Raw genomic sequence first — 16170 nt, forward strand, 5'->3', positions numbered from 1 at the left:
TCGGCTGACCGCGCGGACTCGTACCTTCGATCAGCCGGGTCGCGACGCGAAGACGCCCGGAGCGCGATCGCTCCGGGCGTCTGGTGTCCGTGGACCTCAGGTCGGCGGGTCCGGTGGGCGGTGTCGCCGATCAGTACAGCGCGGCGGCGAGCTTCCTGCGCGCGGCGACCACGAAAGGCTCGGCCTGGTCGAACAGCTCGAACAGTTCGAGCAGCCGGGTCCGGGCCTTGGTGCGGTCGTCGCCCGCGGTGCGCTTGACGACGGCGATCAGCCGGTCGAACGCCGCTTCCGGCTGCTGGTTGAGCAGCTCCAGATCGGCGGCGTCGATGGCGGCGTCGACATTCGCGGGGTCCTGGTCTGCGGCCGCGAGCGCCGAATCCGGTATCTGCTGAGCCCTCGCCAGGAAGCGCAGCTGCCGCAGCGCGCCCTTGGCTTCCTCGTTGTTCGGCTCGGCGGCCAGGATCGCCTCGTAGGCGGCCTCGGCGCCGGCCAGGTCACCGCGCTCGAGCGCGTCCTCGGCGGCGGTGAAGCGCGGGTCCTCCGCGGCCTGCGGCTGGCCCGCGCCGCCCTCGAGCTTGCCCGCGACCGCGTCGACCACCGCGTCGAGCCACTGCCGCACCTGCGGCTCGGGCTGCGCGCCCTCGAAATCGGCAAGCGGCTGCCCGGCGGCGATGGCGATCACCGTGGGGATGCCCTGCACCCGCAGCGCCTGCGCGATGCGCATGTTGGCCTCGGCCTCGACGGTGGCCAGCTCCCAGGTGCCGCCGTCGGCCGCGACCAGCCGCTCCAGCGTCCTGACCAACTCGACGCTGCCGGGGCTGCGCTGCGAGTACAGCGCGACGACCACCGGAACCTGCATCGACCGGCGCAGAACCTTGGTCTCGAAGTCCGCTTCGCCGACCGCGTAGTCGCCACCGGTCGCACCGGCGGGCGGCTGCTTCAGGCTGGACAGATCCACCGCTCCGGACATGGCAGCGGCGACGGCGGGCGAGGGACGGCGTGCGGCAGGTCGAGTCACGGTTTCCAGTTTGTCACGACGCGGCGCGAACGGCTTCCGCGGCGGGGGTCGCGTCGGCGTTGCCCGATCCGTTCAGCTTGCCGGTGCGCACCGCCCAGACCTCGAAGACCACCGTGAAGAACGGCGGAATGCTGGACAGCAGCGCGAGCACGGTGGTCTTCCAGTTCCAGCCGAGTTCGCGCGCCGCGAGCAGCGCGGTCAGCACGAACAGGATGAAAATGGTGCCGTGCACCGGGCCGAAGATCTTCACGCCGATCTCGTTGCCCGGGTCGGGAATGTACTTGAACGCCATTCCCACCAGCAGCCCCAGCCAGGACAGTGCCTCGAGCACCGCGAAGAATCGGAATCTACCGGCGACGCTGCGCAGATCGAAGAAACCCATGCGCACCATTGTGCCGTATGCACTACGACGGGTCGTAGTTGAACCCGTCACATCGGTAGACGCCCCGGCGTGCCCACGTGGGACACACCGAGCGAGCGTCGCGTCGCGCGCCGAACGCGACGCTCACCCAACTAGGCGGAACTCCGCCTCGGTCCGCATGCGCGGGCCGCCGACAGACTCCGTCCGGCTGCGCCACCCGAAGGCGTACCTTCGCTCCGGCCGCCGGGGTCTGCGGACCGGCTGGTCGACTAGACCTTGATGATCAGCGCGTCACCCTGACCGCCGCCGCCGCACAGCGCGGCCGCGCCGACGCCGCCGCCGCGGCGCTTCAGCTCCAGGGCCAGGTGCAGCACGATGCGGGCACCGGACATGCCGAGCGGGTGGCCGATGGCGATCGCGCCGCCGTTGACGTTCACCTTCTCGGTGTCGATGCCCAGCTTGCGCGCCGAGGCGATACCGACGGCGGCGAAGGCCTCGTTGATCTCGACCACGTCCAGGTCGGTGGGCGAGATGCCCTCGCGCGCACATGCCTTGGCGATGGCGTCGGCCGGCTGGTCCTGCAGCGTGGAGTCCGGTCCGGCGACCACGCCCGCGGCGCCGATCTCGGCGATCCAGCTCAGGCCGAGCTGCTGCGCCTTCTCCTTGCTCATCACGACCACCGCGGCCGCGCCGTCGGAGATCTGCGAGGCGGTGCCCGCGGTGATGGTGCCGTCCTTGCGGAAGGCCGGGCGCAGCTTGCCGAGCGATTCCGCGGTGGTGTCGGCCCGGACGCCCTCGTCCTTGCTCACCAGCACCGGATCACCCTTGCGCTGCGGCACCTCGACCGGGACGACCTCGTCGTCGAAGACGCCGTTCTTCCACGCCGCCGCCGCGCGCTGGTGCGAGGCCGCCGCGAACGCGTCCTGATCCGCGCGGCTGATCGGATCGCGGTCGTTGCGCTGCTCGGTGAGCGCGCCCATGGCCTGGTCGGTGAAGATGTCGTGCAGACCGTCGTAGGCCATGTGGTCGCGCATCGTCACGTCGCCGTATTTGAAGCCCTCCCGGCTCTTTTCGAGCAGGTGCGGCGCCTGGCTCATGGACTCCTGGCCGCCCGCGACGACGATCTCGTACTCGCCCGCGCGGATCAGCTGGTCGGCGAGCGCGATGGCGTTGATGCCGGACAGGCAGACCTTGTTCAGGGTCAGGGCGGGCACGTCCATCGGGATGCCCGCGGCCACCGCCGCCTGCCTGGCCGGGATCTGGCCCGCGCCCGCGGTGAGCACCTGGCCCATGATCACGTAGTCGACCTGCTCGGGCGCGACACCGCCCTTCTCCAGCGCGGCCTTGATCGCGAAACCGCCGAGATCGGAACCGCTGAAGTCCTTCAGGCCGCCGAGCAGCCTGCCGACCGGGGTGCGCGCACCGGACACGATGACGGTTGTGGTCACGACGAGCCTCGCATTCGTTGGTGGAACCCGCGCGCCATCGCACGAGCGACGGCGCGGCGTCAATGTACTCAACGGTAGCCTGTGCGCCCTCGGCGACTTCACCCAGGTTGGCGCTACCGTCGAGTGGTGAGCAACGCAAACCAGACATCCGAACTCATTCCGGGCGACTACGTGATCGCGGTCGACCACGTCGGCATCGCGGTCCCGGACCTGGACACCGCAATCACCTGGTACGCCGAGAATCTCGGCATGATCGAGACCCACCGCGAGGTCAACGAGAGCCAAGGCGTGCACGAGGCCATGCTGTCGCTGCCCGGCGCACCGGACGGCGCGACTGCTCTGCAGTTGCTGGCTCCCCTCAACGCGGAGTCGACGATCGCGAAGTTCATCGATCGCAGCGGACCGGGTCTTCAGCAGCTCGCCTACCGCGTCACCGACATCGAGGCAGTCTCCGCTCATCTGCGCGATCGCGGACTGCGTTTGCTGTACGAGGCCCCGCGGCACGGAACCGCCGATTCCCGCATCAATTTCATCCACCCGAAGGATGCTGGCGGTGTGCTGATCGAGTTGGTCGAGCCGAACCCGAATGTTACGCACTAGTATCAAGATCGGGGCCGAAAAACTCGTCCAGATCACATTCGCGGTCGAGTCACCATCGGCCCTCCATAGGCTGTAGTTTGTGTGCCATGTCGTCACCCGAGTCCGATCGCAATCGCTTCGTTGCACTGCCCTTCACCGTTGTGCGCAAGGGTTATGCGCAAGACGAGGTGCGTAATTACTTCGACCGCTTCGATGCCGAGCTGAGGGTCACCGCCACCGATCGCGATGCCGCTGCGGCGCAAGCACGCAACCTCGCGAGCCAGTTGGAGGACGCGCGGGACGAGATCGACGAGCTCCGCAAGGAGGTCGACCGACTCTCGGTGCCGCCGACCACTGCCGAAGGCATGTCCGACCGCATCTCCCGCATGCTGCGGCTGGCCTCCGACGAGGCCTCCGAGGTCCGGGCCCTGGCCCAGGCCGAGGCCGCGGAAATGGTGTCGATCGCGGAGCAGCAGGCGACCGAGATGCGCGGCAAATACGAGTCGCTGCTCGCGGAGACCAAGGAGAAGCGCGAGGCGCTCGACATCGAGTTCGAGCAGACCCTGGCGAACGCACGCACCGAGTCGGCGAAGATCATCGAAGCCGCTCAAGCCGAGGCCGAGCGCCTCGCCAAGGAAGCCGAAGCCAAGCGCAAGGCGACCCAGCAGGATTTCGAAGTCACCATGGCCGAGCGCCGCACCAAGCTCACCCGCGCCATGGAGGAGCTGGAGGCCACCAGCCGCGCCGAGGCCGCGCAGCGGATCAAGGACGCGACCGACGAGGCCAACCGTCTCATCACCTCCGCCACCCAGACCTCCGAGCGCAAGATCGCGCACGCCAAGGAACTGGCCGAGGAGATGCGCGTGCTGCGCGGCCGGGTGCTCGCCCAGCTGCTCGGCATCCGCGGCCAGCTCGACTCGGTGCCCGCGATGCTCGCGGCCGTCAACCGGGAAAGCGAACTGCTGGACGGTGTTCCGGAGCAGCGCAAGTCGATCGGCGGCAACGCCAAGTCGGTCACCGGTTCCCGTCCGCCCAAGGCGATCCCCGAGGTCACCAACGAGGACGAGGACTTCGACGCCGACGAGCGCGAGAACGCCGACATCGCGAACTGACGTCGGCTGAGGCGACGACGCAGTAGATCACCAGAATTCACCCGAAGGCCGCTCCCGTCAGGGGGGCGGCCTTCTTAGTTGGGTTCGCAGGGTGACTCAGGACCAGCGGCGGGTGATTCGGCGGGTCCGGCGGCCGTTCCAGCAGCCACGGTGCCAGTGCCTGCGATCGTCCTCGCCGCCGTCCGCCGCCCAGGCGACGATATGGGCCACACCCGGCGGAATCTCGTGGTCGCATCCGGGGCACCGATAGGTCTTCGTGGCGCGGGTCCCGGGGATGGTGCGGACGACGTAGACGTCGTCGTCGTCCGGACCGCGTTCGGTACGGCCGAACACGTCGCCGAGCGGCGCGCTGTCGGACCCGTGATTGCGGGCGCGCGGTTTCCGACGGGGCATGCCGACAAGCGTAATGGGCGGCAGGTGGGCGGGGTTCGTCCGTACGCCGCGCGGGCGCCCACCGCTGACAGCGCTGGTGTCGGAGTTGCCGGGACGGCGGCCGAGCGAAGGCGCGACAGCCGGCCGCTCGGTGAGCGCTCACCTCACACAGCGATGGCCGCGCGGACCGGATTGTGGTCCGACAGTCCGTCGGCGCTCTCCACCGCGGCCTCGACCGCGTCAGCGCCGTGCGTGACAACGTGGTCGATGAACTGAGACTTGCTTCCGGAGGTCCGCGGCCGGGTCGGCAGCGAGCCCGCGGGCAACTCGGCCACGGTGAAACCCGCGCCGAGCCCTTCGGCCACGACCGCCCGATCGGCGTTGAAGTCGCCGAGCAGCACCGCGGGACGCGACGGATCGGACAGCGCCCAGCCGGCTAGCGTCGCCAGCTGCCGCCCGCGCCGGTCGTCCCCGCTGACATGCGTGGCGACAACAGTCAGACCAGACGTCGCGACAACCAACGCCCCCTTGCCCGGATCGTCCCCGAACGCCGCCGCCAACACCGTGTGCCCGGGATCGTCGACCACGAGCACCAGGTACTCGTCACGGTCCCGCAGCGAGGTCGGAATGCGCTTCGGCCGCGGCACCCGGGGATAGCGCAGCGTGTGGATCGTGCGATCGGGCAGCGCGTCACGAAGGGCGGCCAGCTGATCGCCGCTGACCTCCTGCAGCGCGATGATCTGTTCCGAGCGCTTCGCCACCCGGGCGGCGATGGCGTCGATCCGCTCGTCCTCGACCGGCCACTTGGTCGCGACGTCCTCGTACCAGTTCTCGGCGTGCACGCGGTGCAGCACGTTCCAGGTGGCGACGGTGATCATGTATCGGTATCCGGGAGTCAGAAGAGGCGGAACTCGTTGCTCTCCGTGCCACGCAGGGCGTCGTAATCGAGTGTGAGGCAACGGATGCCGCGGTCCTCGGCCAGCGTACGCGCCTGCGGTTTGATCTGCTGGGCGGCGAACACACCGGACACGGGCGCCAGCAGCGGATCTCGGTTCAGCAGTTCGAGATAGCGGGTCAGCTGTTCCACGCCGTCGATCTCACCGCGCCGCTTGATCTCCACCGCGACGGTGGCGCCGTCGGCATCGCGGCAGAGCAGGTCCACCGGGCCGATGGCGGTCATGTACTCGCGTCGAACAAGGGTGTAGCCGGGGCCGAACGTCTGCACGTGCTCGGCCAGAAGCTCCTGAAGATGGGCCTCCACACCGTCTTTCACCAATCCGGGGTCGACGCCGAGCTCGTGCGAGGAGTCGTGCTCCACGTCCTCGATGGTGATGCGCAGTTCCTCCCCCGCCTTGTTCGTCACCACCCACAGCGCCTTCGCGCCCTCGGGCAGTTCCGCGGCGGCCGCATCCCGCTCCTCCAGCCAGCACGGCGGGCTCATCCAGTTCAGCGGCTTGTACGAGCCACCGTCCGAATGCACGAGCACCGACCCGTCGGCCTTGATCAACAGCAGCCTGCGGGCCATCGGAAGGTGAGCGGTCAAACGACCGACGTAGTCGACCTGGCAACGAGCAATCACGAGGCGCACCCATGCACTGTAGGCGACCACCGTGCCGCACCGGTGTCCAACCCCCGACCCTGTTCAGCCAACCGGCAGAAAGCAGTTCACGACACCGTTGGCCGCGTCGGCGTAGTCATAGGAGGATCCCCACCGGGGTCGGCTCGCGGGTTCGTCTGGCGCTGCTGACTTGCACTTCTCGACATCGACGGTGCCCGGAACCTGTCGGGCCAACCGGACGGAACTGGAAAGACAGTAGGGGTCGTAAACGAACGTCATCCCCGTCTTCGTATAGCAATTGCCGATGGTCAAGTTCGGCGCTCCGCACGAATGTGCCGTCACGTGATCCCCGTCGCGATAACCGAAGGTGAGAATCCGTATCTGCCCGGCCGCGCAATCGGCCTCATCGCTGGTCTCGGAAATCACGACCTTCGTGGTCGCCGTCGGTTCCCCGCAGTCCACGACCTCGAGCGGCCCCTGGAGCACGAGCCCGGAGGCGTCCGTGCACTGGCCGACCGCGGGGAGCACGAGTGGATCGGTGACACTTTTGATCCAGCCATGGCTGAACAGCAACAACGTTCCGGCGATACCGCCCAGGAACACCGTTATCCCCACCGTGGCCAGAGCTACGAATGCGGGCGACTTGCGCTTGCGCTGCCGACGTCCGGGCTGAGGCGGCGCCGGGTAGCCCGCGCCGTGCGGATGGTGGTTCGGTGAATAGCCCCCGTGGTCGCTCACGATTCCCCCGCTGTCGAATTCCGCTCTCCCGGCAGGAGTGTACCGGTCCGAAATCACATGTGCCGAAGAACTTCTCGCCAGATCGCCGGGCCGCCGCAGGATCCATCCAATCCCCGGTGCGCCATAGCGCCGTGCACCAGAACTCCCTGAAACGCAAAAAGGCCCCCAGCTGATGCTGGGGGCCTTTCGCAATGATGTTCCGGCGGTGTCCTACTCTCCCACACCCTGTCGAGTGCAGTACCATCGGCGCAGGTGGCCTTAGCTTCCGGGTTCGGAATGGGACCGGGCGTTTCCCCACCGCTATAGCCGCCGTAACTCTATGAAACTATCCACACACCATATCGTGTGCCGGGAGAATCCTTTCGAGGGTGGTGCCCTCGAACTCCCCGCCGAATGAAAACCCAAAGGGGTTTCATTCGATCACTCGGTGTCTGTGTGTTGTTTCAGATACCGCACAGTGGACGCGTAGCTTCTTCGTTGGTAAGTCCTCGGCCGATTAGTACCAGTCACCTCCACCGGTTACCCGGCTTCCAGTTCTGGCCTATCAACCCCATGGTCTGTGGGGGGCCTTACCCCCTCGAGGGGGTGAGAAACCTCATCTTGGAACAGGCTTCCCGCTTAGATGCTTTCAGCGGTTATCCCTTCCGAACGTAGCTAACCAGCGGTGCCCTTGGCAGGACAACTGGCACACCAGAGGTTCGTCCGTCCCGGTCCTCTCGTACTAGGGACAGCCTTCCTCAAGTTTCTGACGCGCGCGGCGGATAGAGACCGAACTGTCTCACGACGTTCTAAACCCAGCTCGCGTGCCGCTTTAATGGGCGAACAGCCCAACCCTTGGGACCTACTCCAGCCCCAGGATGCGACGAGCCGACATCGAGGTGCCAAACCATCCCGTCGATATGGACTCTTGGGGAAGATCAGCCTGTTATCCCCGGGGTACCTTTTATCCGTTGAGCGACACCGCTTCCACTTGCCGGTGCCGGATCACTAGTCCCGACTTTCGTCCCTGCTCGACATGTCTGTCTCACAGTCAAGCTCCCTTGTGCACTTGCACTCGACACCTGATTGCCAACCAGGCTGAGGGAACCTTTGGGCGCCTCCGTTACATTTTAGGAGGCAACCGCCCCAGTTAAACTACCCACCAGGCACTGTCCCTGAACCAGATCATGGTCCGAGGTTAGAGGTCCAATACGATCAGAGTGGTATTTCAACGACGACTCCACCGACACTGGCGTGCCGATATCACAGTCTCCCACCTATCCTACACAAACCGTACCGAACACCAATACCAAGCTATAGTGAAGGTCCCGGGGTCTTTTCGTCCTGCCGCGCGTAACGAGCATCTTTACTCGTAATGCAATTTCGCCGAGTCTGTGGTTGAGACAGCAGAGAAGTCGTTACGCCATTCGTGCAGGTCGGAACTTACCCGACAAGGAATTTCGCTACCTTAGGATGGTTATAGTTACCACCGCCGTTTACCGGGGCTTAAATTCTCAGCTTCGCCACCAAAGTGGCTAACCGGTCCTCTTAACCTTCCGGCACCGGGCAGGCGTCAGTCCGTATACATCGTCTTACGACTTCGCACGGACCTGTGTTTTTAGTAAACAGTCGCTTCTCTCTGGTCTCTGCGACCCCACCCAGCTCCCACCGCAAGGGTGTTCACCAGACGAGGTCCCCCTTCTCCCGAAGTTACGGGGGCATTTTGCCGAGTTCCTTAACCACAGTTCTCTCGATCGCCTTAGTATTCTCTACCTGACCACCTGTGTCGGTTTGGGGTACGGGCCGTGTACCAACTCACTAGAGGCTTTTCTCGGCAGCATAGGATCACTGAATTCGCCTCAATCGGCTACGCATCACCTCTCAGGCACATGTTGTGCGGATTTGCCTACACAACGCCCTACAGGCTTACACCAGTACAACCACTGACTGGCCCAGCTACCTTCCTGCGTCACCCCATCGCTTGACTACTACAGCCAGGGTCCCATGCAGCCCCATCACGTTCCCCGAAGGGAATCGATCCGGTTTTGGATGGTTAGCACAACTGCCTCGCCATTGGGCGCGGATACACGGGTACGGGAATATCAACCCGTTGTCCATCGACTACGCCTGTCGGCCTCGCCTTAGGTCCCGACTCACCCTGGGCGGATTAACCTGGCCCAGGAACCCTTGGTCATTCGGCGGACGAGTTTCTCACTCGTCTTTCGCTACTCATGCCTGCATTCTCACTCGCGTGCCCTCCACGGCTGGATCACTCCGCCGCTTCCCTGGACACACGACGCTCCCCTACCCATCCGAGCCACTGGATGCATGCCCGTAGACACACATCGGTGTAATGCTCGAATGCCGCGGCTTCGGCGGTGTACTTGAGCCCCGCTACATTGTCGGCGCAGGATCACTTGACCAGTGAGCTATTACGCACTCTTTCAAGGGTGGCTGCTTCTAAGCCAACCTCCTGGTTGTCTTCGCGACCCCACATCCTTTTCCACTTAGTACACGCTTAGGGGCCTTAGCCGGCGATCTGGGCTGTTTCCCTCTCGACTACGAAGCTTATCCCCCGCAGTCTCACTGCCACGCTCTCACACACCGGCATTCGGAGTTTGGCTGACTTCGGTAAGCTTGTGGGCCCCCTAGGCCATCCAGTAGCTCTACCTCCGGCGTGAAACACGTGACGCTGCACCTAAATGCATTTCGGGGAGAACCAGCTATCACGGAGTTTGATTGGCCTTTCACCCCTACCCACAGCTCATCCCCTCAGTTTTCAACCTAAGTGGGTTCGGGCCTCCACGACGTCTTACCGTCGCTTCACCCTGGCCATGGGTAGATCACTCCGCTTCGGGTCTAGAACATGCGACTGGAAACGCCCTATTCGGACTCGCTTTCGCTACGGCTACCCCACACGGGTTAACCTCGCCACATGCCACTAACTCGCAGGCTCATTCTTCAAAAGGCACGCCATCACCCACAACACACTAAAGTGTTCGCAGGCCCTGACGGATTGTAAGCGCACGGTTTCAGGTACTATTTCACTCCCCTCCCGGGGTACTTTTCACCTTTCCCTCACGGTACTAGTCCGCTATCGGTCACCAGGGAGTATTCAGGCTTACCGGGTGGTCCCGGCAGATTCACAGCAGATTTCACGGGCCCGCTGCTACTCGGGTACTCACTACAACAGAGCATGAGTTTTCGCTTACCGGACTCTCACCGTCTACGGTTGGCCGTCCCAGACCAATTCAGCTAACACACACTTTTCTGACTGTTGCTCGCCACGGCAGTGACAAGAAAATGAGCCCCACAACCCCGCATAGACAACGACTGCCGTCTATCACATCTACACGGTTTAGCCTCATCCGCTTTCGCTCGCCACTACTCACGGAATCACTATTGTTTTCTCTTCCTGTGGGTACTGAGATGTTTCACTTCCCCACGTTCCCTCCACACACCCTATATATTCAGATGCGGGTAACACGACATCACTCGTGCTGGGTTTCCCCATTCGGAAATCCTCGGATCTCAGCTCGGTTGACAGCTCCCCGAGGCTTATCGCAGCCTCCTACGTCCTTCATCGGCTCCTGGTGCCAAGGCATCCACCGAACGCTCTTAAACACTTACAAACAAAGATGCTCGCGTCCACTGTGCAGTTCTCAAACAACACACCCACTCAGAATCTCAATCTCGAAGCCAGCCAGAGCAAGCCCTGCGGTACTCACGAAGATCCGAGCGGATCGTATCTTTTGCCTGGAAAGAACGTCTGTTCTTTCAGGACCCAACAGTGTGTCGACTACATCTGGCACCCGCAGCCATCGTGACCGCGAGCTGTTGCCAGCACATGTCAGCGTTCCACCCATGAGCAACTGCGGCTCTTCATACGAGAGCTCAAACAGCCTCTGCCAGAACAATCTCCCACCTGTGTGGGCATGCCTGGAGAATGCTCCTTAGAAAGGAGGTGATCCAGCCGCACCTTCCGGTACGGCTACCTTGTTACGACTTCGTCCCAATCGCCGATCCCACCTTCGACGGCTCCCTCCCACAAGGGGTTAGGCCACCGGCTTCGGGTGTTACCGACTTTCATGACGTGACGGGCGGTGTGTACAAGGCCCGGGAACGTATTCACCGCAGCGTTGCTGATCTGCGATTACTAGCGACTCCAACTTCACGGGGTCGAGTTGCAGACCCCGATCCGAACTGAGACCGGCTTTAAGGGATTCGCTCCACCTCACGGTATCGCAGCCCTCTGTACCGGCCATTGTAGCATGTGTGAAGCCCTGGACATAAGGGGCATGATGACTTGACGTCGTCCCCACCTTCCTCCGAGTTGACCCCGGCAGTCTCCTGCGAGTCCCCACCATTACGTGCTGGCAACACAGGACAAGGGTTGCGCTCGTTGCGGGACTTAACCCAACATCTCACGACACGAGCTGACGACAGCCATGCACCACCTGTACACCGACCACAAGGGGGCCTACATCTCTGCAGGTTTCCGGTGTATGTCAAACCCAGGTAAGGTTCTTCGCGTTGCATCGAATTAATCCACATGCTCCGCCGCTTGTGCGGGCCCCCGTCAATTCCTTTGAGTTTTAGCCTTGCGGCCGTACTCCCCAGGCGGGGCGCTTAATGCGTTAGCTACGGCACGGATCCCGTGGAAGGAAACCCACACCTAGCGCCCACCGTTTACGGCGTGGACTACCAGGGTATCTAATCCTGTTCGCTACCCACGCTTTCGCTTCTCAGCGTCAGTTACTGCCCAGAGACCCGCCTTCGCCACCGGTGTTCCTCCTGATATCTGCGCATTTCACCGCTACACCAGGAATTCCAGTCTCCCCTGCAGTACTCAAGTCTGCCCGTATCGCCTGCAAGCTCACAGTTGAGCTGTGAGTTTTCACAGACGACGCGACAAACCGCCTACAAGCTCTTTACGCCCAGTAATTCCGGACAACGCTCGCACCCTACGTATTACCGCGGCTGCTGGCACGTAGTTGGCCGGTGCTTCTTCTACAGGTACCGTCACTTGCGCTTCGTCCCTGTCGAAAGAGGTTTACAACCCGAAGGCCGTCATCCCTCACGCGGCGTCGCTGCATCAGGCTTTCGCCCATTGTGCAATATTCCCCACTGCTGCCTCCCGTAGGAGTCTGGGCCGTGTCTCAGTCCCAGTGTGGCCGGTCGCCCTCTCAGGCCGGCTACCCGTCGTCGCCTTGGTAGGCCATTACCCCACCAACAAGCTGATAGGCCGCGGGCCCATCTCGCACCGATAAATCTTTCCACCAAAAACCATGCAGTCCCTGGTCATATCCGGTATTAGACCCAGTTTCCCAGGCTTATCCCGAAGTGCGAGGCAGATCACCCACGTGTTACTCACCCGTTCGCCGCTCGTGTACCCCGAAGGGCCTTACCGCTCGACTTGCATGTGTTAAGCACGCCGCCAGCGTTCGTCCTGAGCCAGGATCAAACTCTCCGTTGAAGACTCTCGAAACACCCGAAGGTGAATCAGAAATATCTAACTAGAGTCCGAAAACCTAGCAAAACAATCGCCAGCCGGAAATTAGCTGACTTCAAAAATGTCCGACACCCACACGGGGGGTGAGCGTCGAAACCAAAAATATTTGGCACTGACATTCATCGACACACTATTGAGTTCTCAAAGAACACACGCACACACCATCTCCCGGGGATTCCCCCGATCAATCGGTGAGGCAACTTTTACAGCTTAGCGCGGCCAGTAACCCGAAACCAAATCGGGGTCCCAATCGAGCTAGTGTGACCGCCAGGCGCTCCTCGTCCTACCTCGTTTCCCTGGCTCAGCGTTTCCGCTCGGCCTCGGGTCGGTGTCCGTGTCGCTCTGACTTGAATAAAGTTACGTGGCCGCTTGCGCGATGTCAAATCGCCTGGTCAATACCGGTTTTCGGCGACTCTAGATCAACATCCATTACGGACGAGATCGTTTCCGGCCCGCGGACAAGATCAATCAGGTGCCCCGACCCGCTCCACCAGACCGCCCAATGCCTGCAGCTGCTCGACGAAATTCGGGTAACCGCGGTCGATGTGGAAGACGTCGTGCACTTCGGTGGTGCCGTCGGCGACCAGACCCGCGAGCACCAGACCCGCGCCGGCCCGGATGTCCGAGGACCACACCGGCGCACTGGACAGCCGCGGAATTCCGCGCACCACCGCGTGGTGACCGTCGGTGCGCGCGTCGGCGCCCAGCCGGATCATCTCCTCCACGAAGCGGAACCGGGCCTCGAAGATGTTCTCGGTGATCATCGAGGTGCCGTCCGCGATCGCCGCGAGGCCGATGGCCATCGGCTGCAAGTCGGTCGGGAAACCGGGGAACGGCAGGGTCGAGAAGTTCACCGCGCGTGGGCGCTCCGGCTGCACCACACGGAAGCCGTCCAGGTCGAAGGAGATTCGCGCGCCGGCCGAACGCAGCTTGTCCAGCACGAGCGAGAGGTGCTTCGGGTTCACGCCGGTGACGCGCACGTCGCCCATGGTCATGGACGCGGCGATCCCCCACGTCGCGGCGACGATGCGGTCGCCGATCACGCGGTGATCGGTCGGACGCAGTCGCTTCACGCCCTGGATGGTGAGCACCGAGGTGCCCGCGCCGCTGATCCGGGCGCCCATCTGCACCAGCATGTTGCACAGGTCGACGATGTCGGGCTCGCGCGCCGCGTTGTCGATGACCGTCTCGCCCTCGGCGAGCACCGCGGCCATGAGGATGTTCTCGGTCGCGCCGACAGAGGGGAAGTCCAGGCGGATCCGGGCGCCCTGGAGTTCGTCGGCGCGCGCGACGACGCAGCCGTGCTCGATCTCGCTGGTCGCGCCGAGCAAGCGCAGGCCCGCCTGGTGCATGTCGAGCGGACGGGAACCGATCGCGTCGCCGCCCGGCAGCGCGACCACCGCGCGCTTGCACCGCGCCATGAGCGGGCCGAGCACGCACACCGAGGCGCGGAACTGCGTCACGGCGGGGAAGTCCGCGTGGTACTTCGGTTCGGCGGGCGTCGTGATGGTGACCACGGAACGGTCGCCGGGCGCGTCGTCCGAGATGACGACCTCGCAGCCGAGCCCGCGCAGCACCTCGGCCATCAGCGGCACATCGAGAATGTCGGGGCAGTTCGTGATCGTCGACGTGCCCTCGGCAAGCAAGGCAGCGGCCATCAGCTTGAGGACGCTGTTTTTAGCGCCTCCTACCGCGACCTCGCCGACGAGCCGATTGCCCCCGGTGACCAGAAACCGTTCGCTCACACTGGGTAGCTTATCCACCGTCGGCGGCGCGCACGCGCGTGTACGCGATCCCGGTGTGCTTCGACACGATCCGAACGGTCGGCATCACGATTCTTTCTTGCCGCCACCGGGCTGCCACAGAATGTCGCCCGCGGGATTCGTGTACCGGCTCAGGATGAAGAGCAAGTCGGAGAGCCGATTGAGGTACTTGGCAGGGAGAACGCTGGTGTCCTCGGAGTGGGCCTCGACCGCGGCCCATGCGGCGCGCTCGGCGCGGCGGACAACGGTGCGCGCGGTGTGCAGCAGCGCGGCCAGCGGGGTGCCGCCCGGCAGAATGAACGAATTCAGTGGCGCCAGTTCGGCATTGAACTCGTCACACCAACCTTCGAGCCGGTCGATGTAGTCCTGCGTGATGCGCAGCGGCGGGTACTTGGGGTCCTCGACCACGGGGGTGGAGAGATCCGCGCCCGCGTCGAACAGGTCGTTCTGCACCTGGCGGAGCACCGTCAGCAGGTGCTCGTCCGGTGCGCCGAGCGCGATCGCGACCCCGATTGCCGCGTTGGCTTCGTCGCAGTCCGCGTACGCGACGAGACGGGGATCGGTCTTGGACACCCGGGAGAAGTCGCTGAGTCCGGTGGTTCCGTCGTCACCGGTTCTGGTGTAGATCCGGGTCAGGTGCACACTCATGACGCGCCCTCGCCGACGCTCGGCCACGTCGCGCGCGTGGGCACGCTGTGTCGATGATTCACTAGCCGGCGCTCACTCATGGCGTTCTCCGCTCGCTACAGACCGGGCATGCGGCGGGTGCGGTCCGACGGCCGCGATTCCACCCAGGACAGGAAGGCCGCGCGGGCGCCGCGATCCAGCGCGAGCTCGTAGTTGCCCTCGGTGTCGGCCACCTCGGTGACGATGATCTCGTCGGTCATGATGTCGTACTCGTCGCCGCGCGGACCGCGCCGGTCGCCGACCTCGATGCCGCGGCGCCGAATGGTGGCGTCCGGACCGATCTTGAGACTGGTGAGCTTGAAGAAGACGAGGCGGTCCTCGTCATAGCGAATGAGACCGTGCCGCCAGCCCTGGCCGCCGTTCGCGGGCAGCACACGCAGGATCGCGGCGGTCCCGCCGCGGCGCAGCATGATCAGTCGGTAGACGGAGATCAACGCCAATGCGACCAGCAGCAGCACCAGAATGATCAAGACAACCATCCCGGTTTGCAATGCTGTCCGTCCTTTCGCTCGGCATCCGCGTCACGAACCGCGGCGGATACCCATCCGTTGCGACATTCAAACACGAGTCTACAAACGGGTGAGCAACTGGGGCTGAATACCATTGTCGGCGGCGAAGATACCTTCGCCGCCGACAATGGGGATGTTCACGACCCGTCAGGGTCTTCAGGCGCTCGCGACCTGCTCGACCGCGCGCACCCGGGCCTGTGCCGCCCGCTGTTGTTCCTCGGTGGCGGACGTGTCGGCCAGCACCTTGCGTGCCGCCTCGACGTCCACCTCACCGGCGAACTCCGCGGACTCGGCCAGGACCCGCACCGTGTTGGCGGTGACCGAGAAGAAACCGCCGTGCACGGCCGCCACGATCCGCTCGCCATCGGTGGAGACGATGTTCACCGTGCCGCCCTCGACCAGCTGGCCGAGGAGCGGCTCGTGGCCCGGCATGATGCCGATCTGGCCCTCGGTGGTCTGCGCGCTGACGAAGGACGCCTGGCCGGACCAGAGCAGTCGCTCGACCGCGACGAGATCCACTGACATTTCCGCCAT

13 protein-coding genes and 3 rRNA genes are annotated in these 16170 nt (G+C 64.1%); 2 read left to right on the plus strand and 14 right to left on the minus strand.

Annotation, left to right across the window (positions count from 1 at the left end; translation table 11 throughout):
- Positions 1–130: 130 nt before the first annotated feature.
- The 3 genes from FB390_RS00060 to FB390_RS00070 all read right to left on the minus strand — a co-directional run bounded on the left by FB390_RS00060 (position 131) and on the right by FB390_RS00070 (position 2827).
- The gene (locus tag FB390_RS00060; protein WP_141811454.1) at positions 131–970 is read right to left on the minus strand and encodes a tetratricopeptide repeat protein; all 840 of its coding nucleotides are present in this window, start codon (positions 968–970) and stop codon (positions 131–133) included.
- Positions 971–1031: 61 nt separating this feature from the next.
- Positions 1032–1400, minus strand: coding sequence for a DUF3817 domain-containing protein (locus FB390_RS00065; protein ID WP_425465831.1), 369 nt, complete (start codon positions 1398–1400; stop codon positions 1032–1034).
- Positions 1401–1648: 248 nt separating this feature from the next.
- Positions 1649–2827 carry an acetyl-CoA C-acetyltransferase gene (locus FB390_RS00070; RefSeq protein ID WP_141807113.1) on the minus strand — a complete coding sequence of 393 codons (1179 nt, stop codon included), beginning with the start codon at positions 2825–2827 and terminating at the stop codon, positions 1649–1651.
- 126 nt (positions 2828–2953) lie between these two features.
- Between FB390_RS00070 and mce the strand changes: the two genes are divergently transcribed.
- Both mce and FB390_RS00080 read left to right on the plus strand, forming a co-directional pair.
- Positions 2954–3427, plus strand: a complete 474-nt coding sequence (gene mce, locus FB390_RS00075) for a methylmalonyl-CoA epimerase (protein ID WP_185756893.1) — start codon at positions 2954–2956, stop codon at positions 3425–3427.
- 86 nt (positions 3428–3513) lie between these two features.
- Positions 3514–4518 carry a coiled-coil domain-containing protein gene (locus FB390_RS00080; RefSeq protein ID WP_141807114.1) on the plus strand — a complete coding sequence of 335 codons (1005 nt, stop codon included), beginning with the start codon at positions 3514–3516 and terminating at the stop codon, positions 4516–4518.
- Positions 4519–4614: 96 nt separating this feature from the next.
- Here FB390_RS00080 and FB390_RS00085 read toward each other — a convergent pair whose 3' ends face one another.
- The 11 genes from FB390_RS00085 to FB390_RS00135 all read right to left on the minus strand — a co-directional run bounded on the left by FB390_RS00085 (position 4615) and on the right by FB390_RS00135 (position 16170).
- Complete coding sequence (locus tag FB390_RS00085; protein WP_141807115.1) at positions 4615–4911, minus strand: ATP/GTP-binding protein; 297 nt, start codon at positions 4909–4911, stop codon at positions 4615–4617.
- A gap of 143 nt (positions 4912–5054) precedes the next feature.
- On the minus strand, positions 5055–5768 hold the full coding sequence (locus tag FB390_RS00090; RefSeq protein WP_141807116.1) for an endonuclease/exonuclease/phosphatase family protein: 714 nt from the start codon (positions 5766–5768) through the stop codon (positions 5055–5057).
- 17 nt (positions 5769–5785) lie between these two features.
- Positions 5786–6478 carry an endonuclease NucS gene (gene nucS, locus FB390_RS00095; protein WP_141807117.1) on the minus strand — a complete coding sequence of 231 codons (693 nt, stop codon included), beginning with the start codon at positions 6476–6478 and terminating at the stop codon, positions 5786–5788.
- A gap of 54 nt (positions 6479–6532) precedes the next feature.
- Positions 6533–7186 (minus strand): hypothetical protein, encoded by a 654-nt coding sequence (locus FB390_RS00100; protein WP_141807118.1) that lies wholly within the window; start codon positions 7184–7186, stop codon positions 6533–6535.
- Positions 7187–7383: 197 nt separating this feature from the next.
- Positions 7384–7500 (minus strand): 5S ribosomal RNA (gene rrf, locus FB390_RS00105).
- Between the two features lie 162 nt (positions 7501–7662).
- A 23S ribosomal RNA gene (locus FB390_RS00110) occupies positions 7663–10797 on the minus strand.
- A 325-nt stretch (positions 10798–11122) separates the two neighbouring features.
- Positions 11123–12641 (minus strand): 16S ribosomal RNA (locus tag FB390_RS00115).
- The 16S, 23S and 5S rRNA genes sit together here, the layout of an rRNA operon.
- Positions 12642–13141: 500 nt before the next feature.
- Positions 13142–14422, minus strand: coding sequence for a UDP-N-acetylglucosamine 1-carboxyvinyltransferase (gene murA, locus FB390_RS00120; RefSeq protein WP_141807119.1), 1281 nt, complete (start codon positions 14420–14422; stop codon positions 13142–13144).
- A gap of 84 nt (positions 14423–14506) precedes the next feature.
- Entirely contained in the window at positions 14507–15088 is a 582-nt protein-coding gene (locus tag FB390_RS00125; protein WP_141807120.1) for a cob(I)yrinic acid a,c-diamide adenosyltransferase, read from the minus strand.
- Between the two features lie 95 nt (positions 15089–15183).
- Positions 15184–15606: a DUF2550 domain-containing protein gene (locus FB390_RS00130; RefSeq protein WP_067787578.1), complete on the minus strand. Its 423-nt coding sequence runs from the start codon at positions 15604–15606 to the stop codon at positions 15184–15186.
- Positions 15607–15792: 186 nt separating this feature from the next.
- On the minus strand, positions 15793–16170 hold the full coding sequence (locus FB390_RS00135; RefSeq protein ID WP_067787579.1) for a F0F1 ATP synthase subunit epsilon: 378 nt from the start codon (positions 16168–16170) through the stop codon (positions 15793–15795).

The organism is Nocardia bhagyanarayanae (assembly GCF_006716565.1).
Classification (GTDB): Bacteria; Actinomycetota; Actinomycetes; order Mycobacteriales; family Mycobacteriaceae; genus Nocardia; species Nocardia bhagyanarayanae.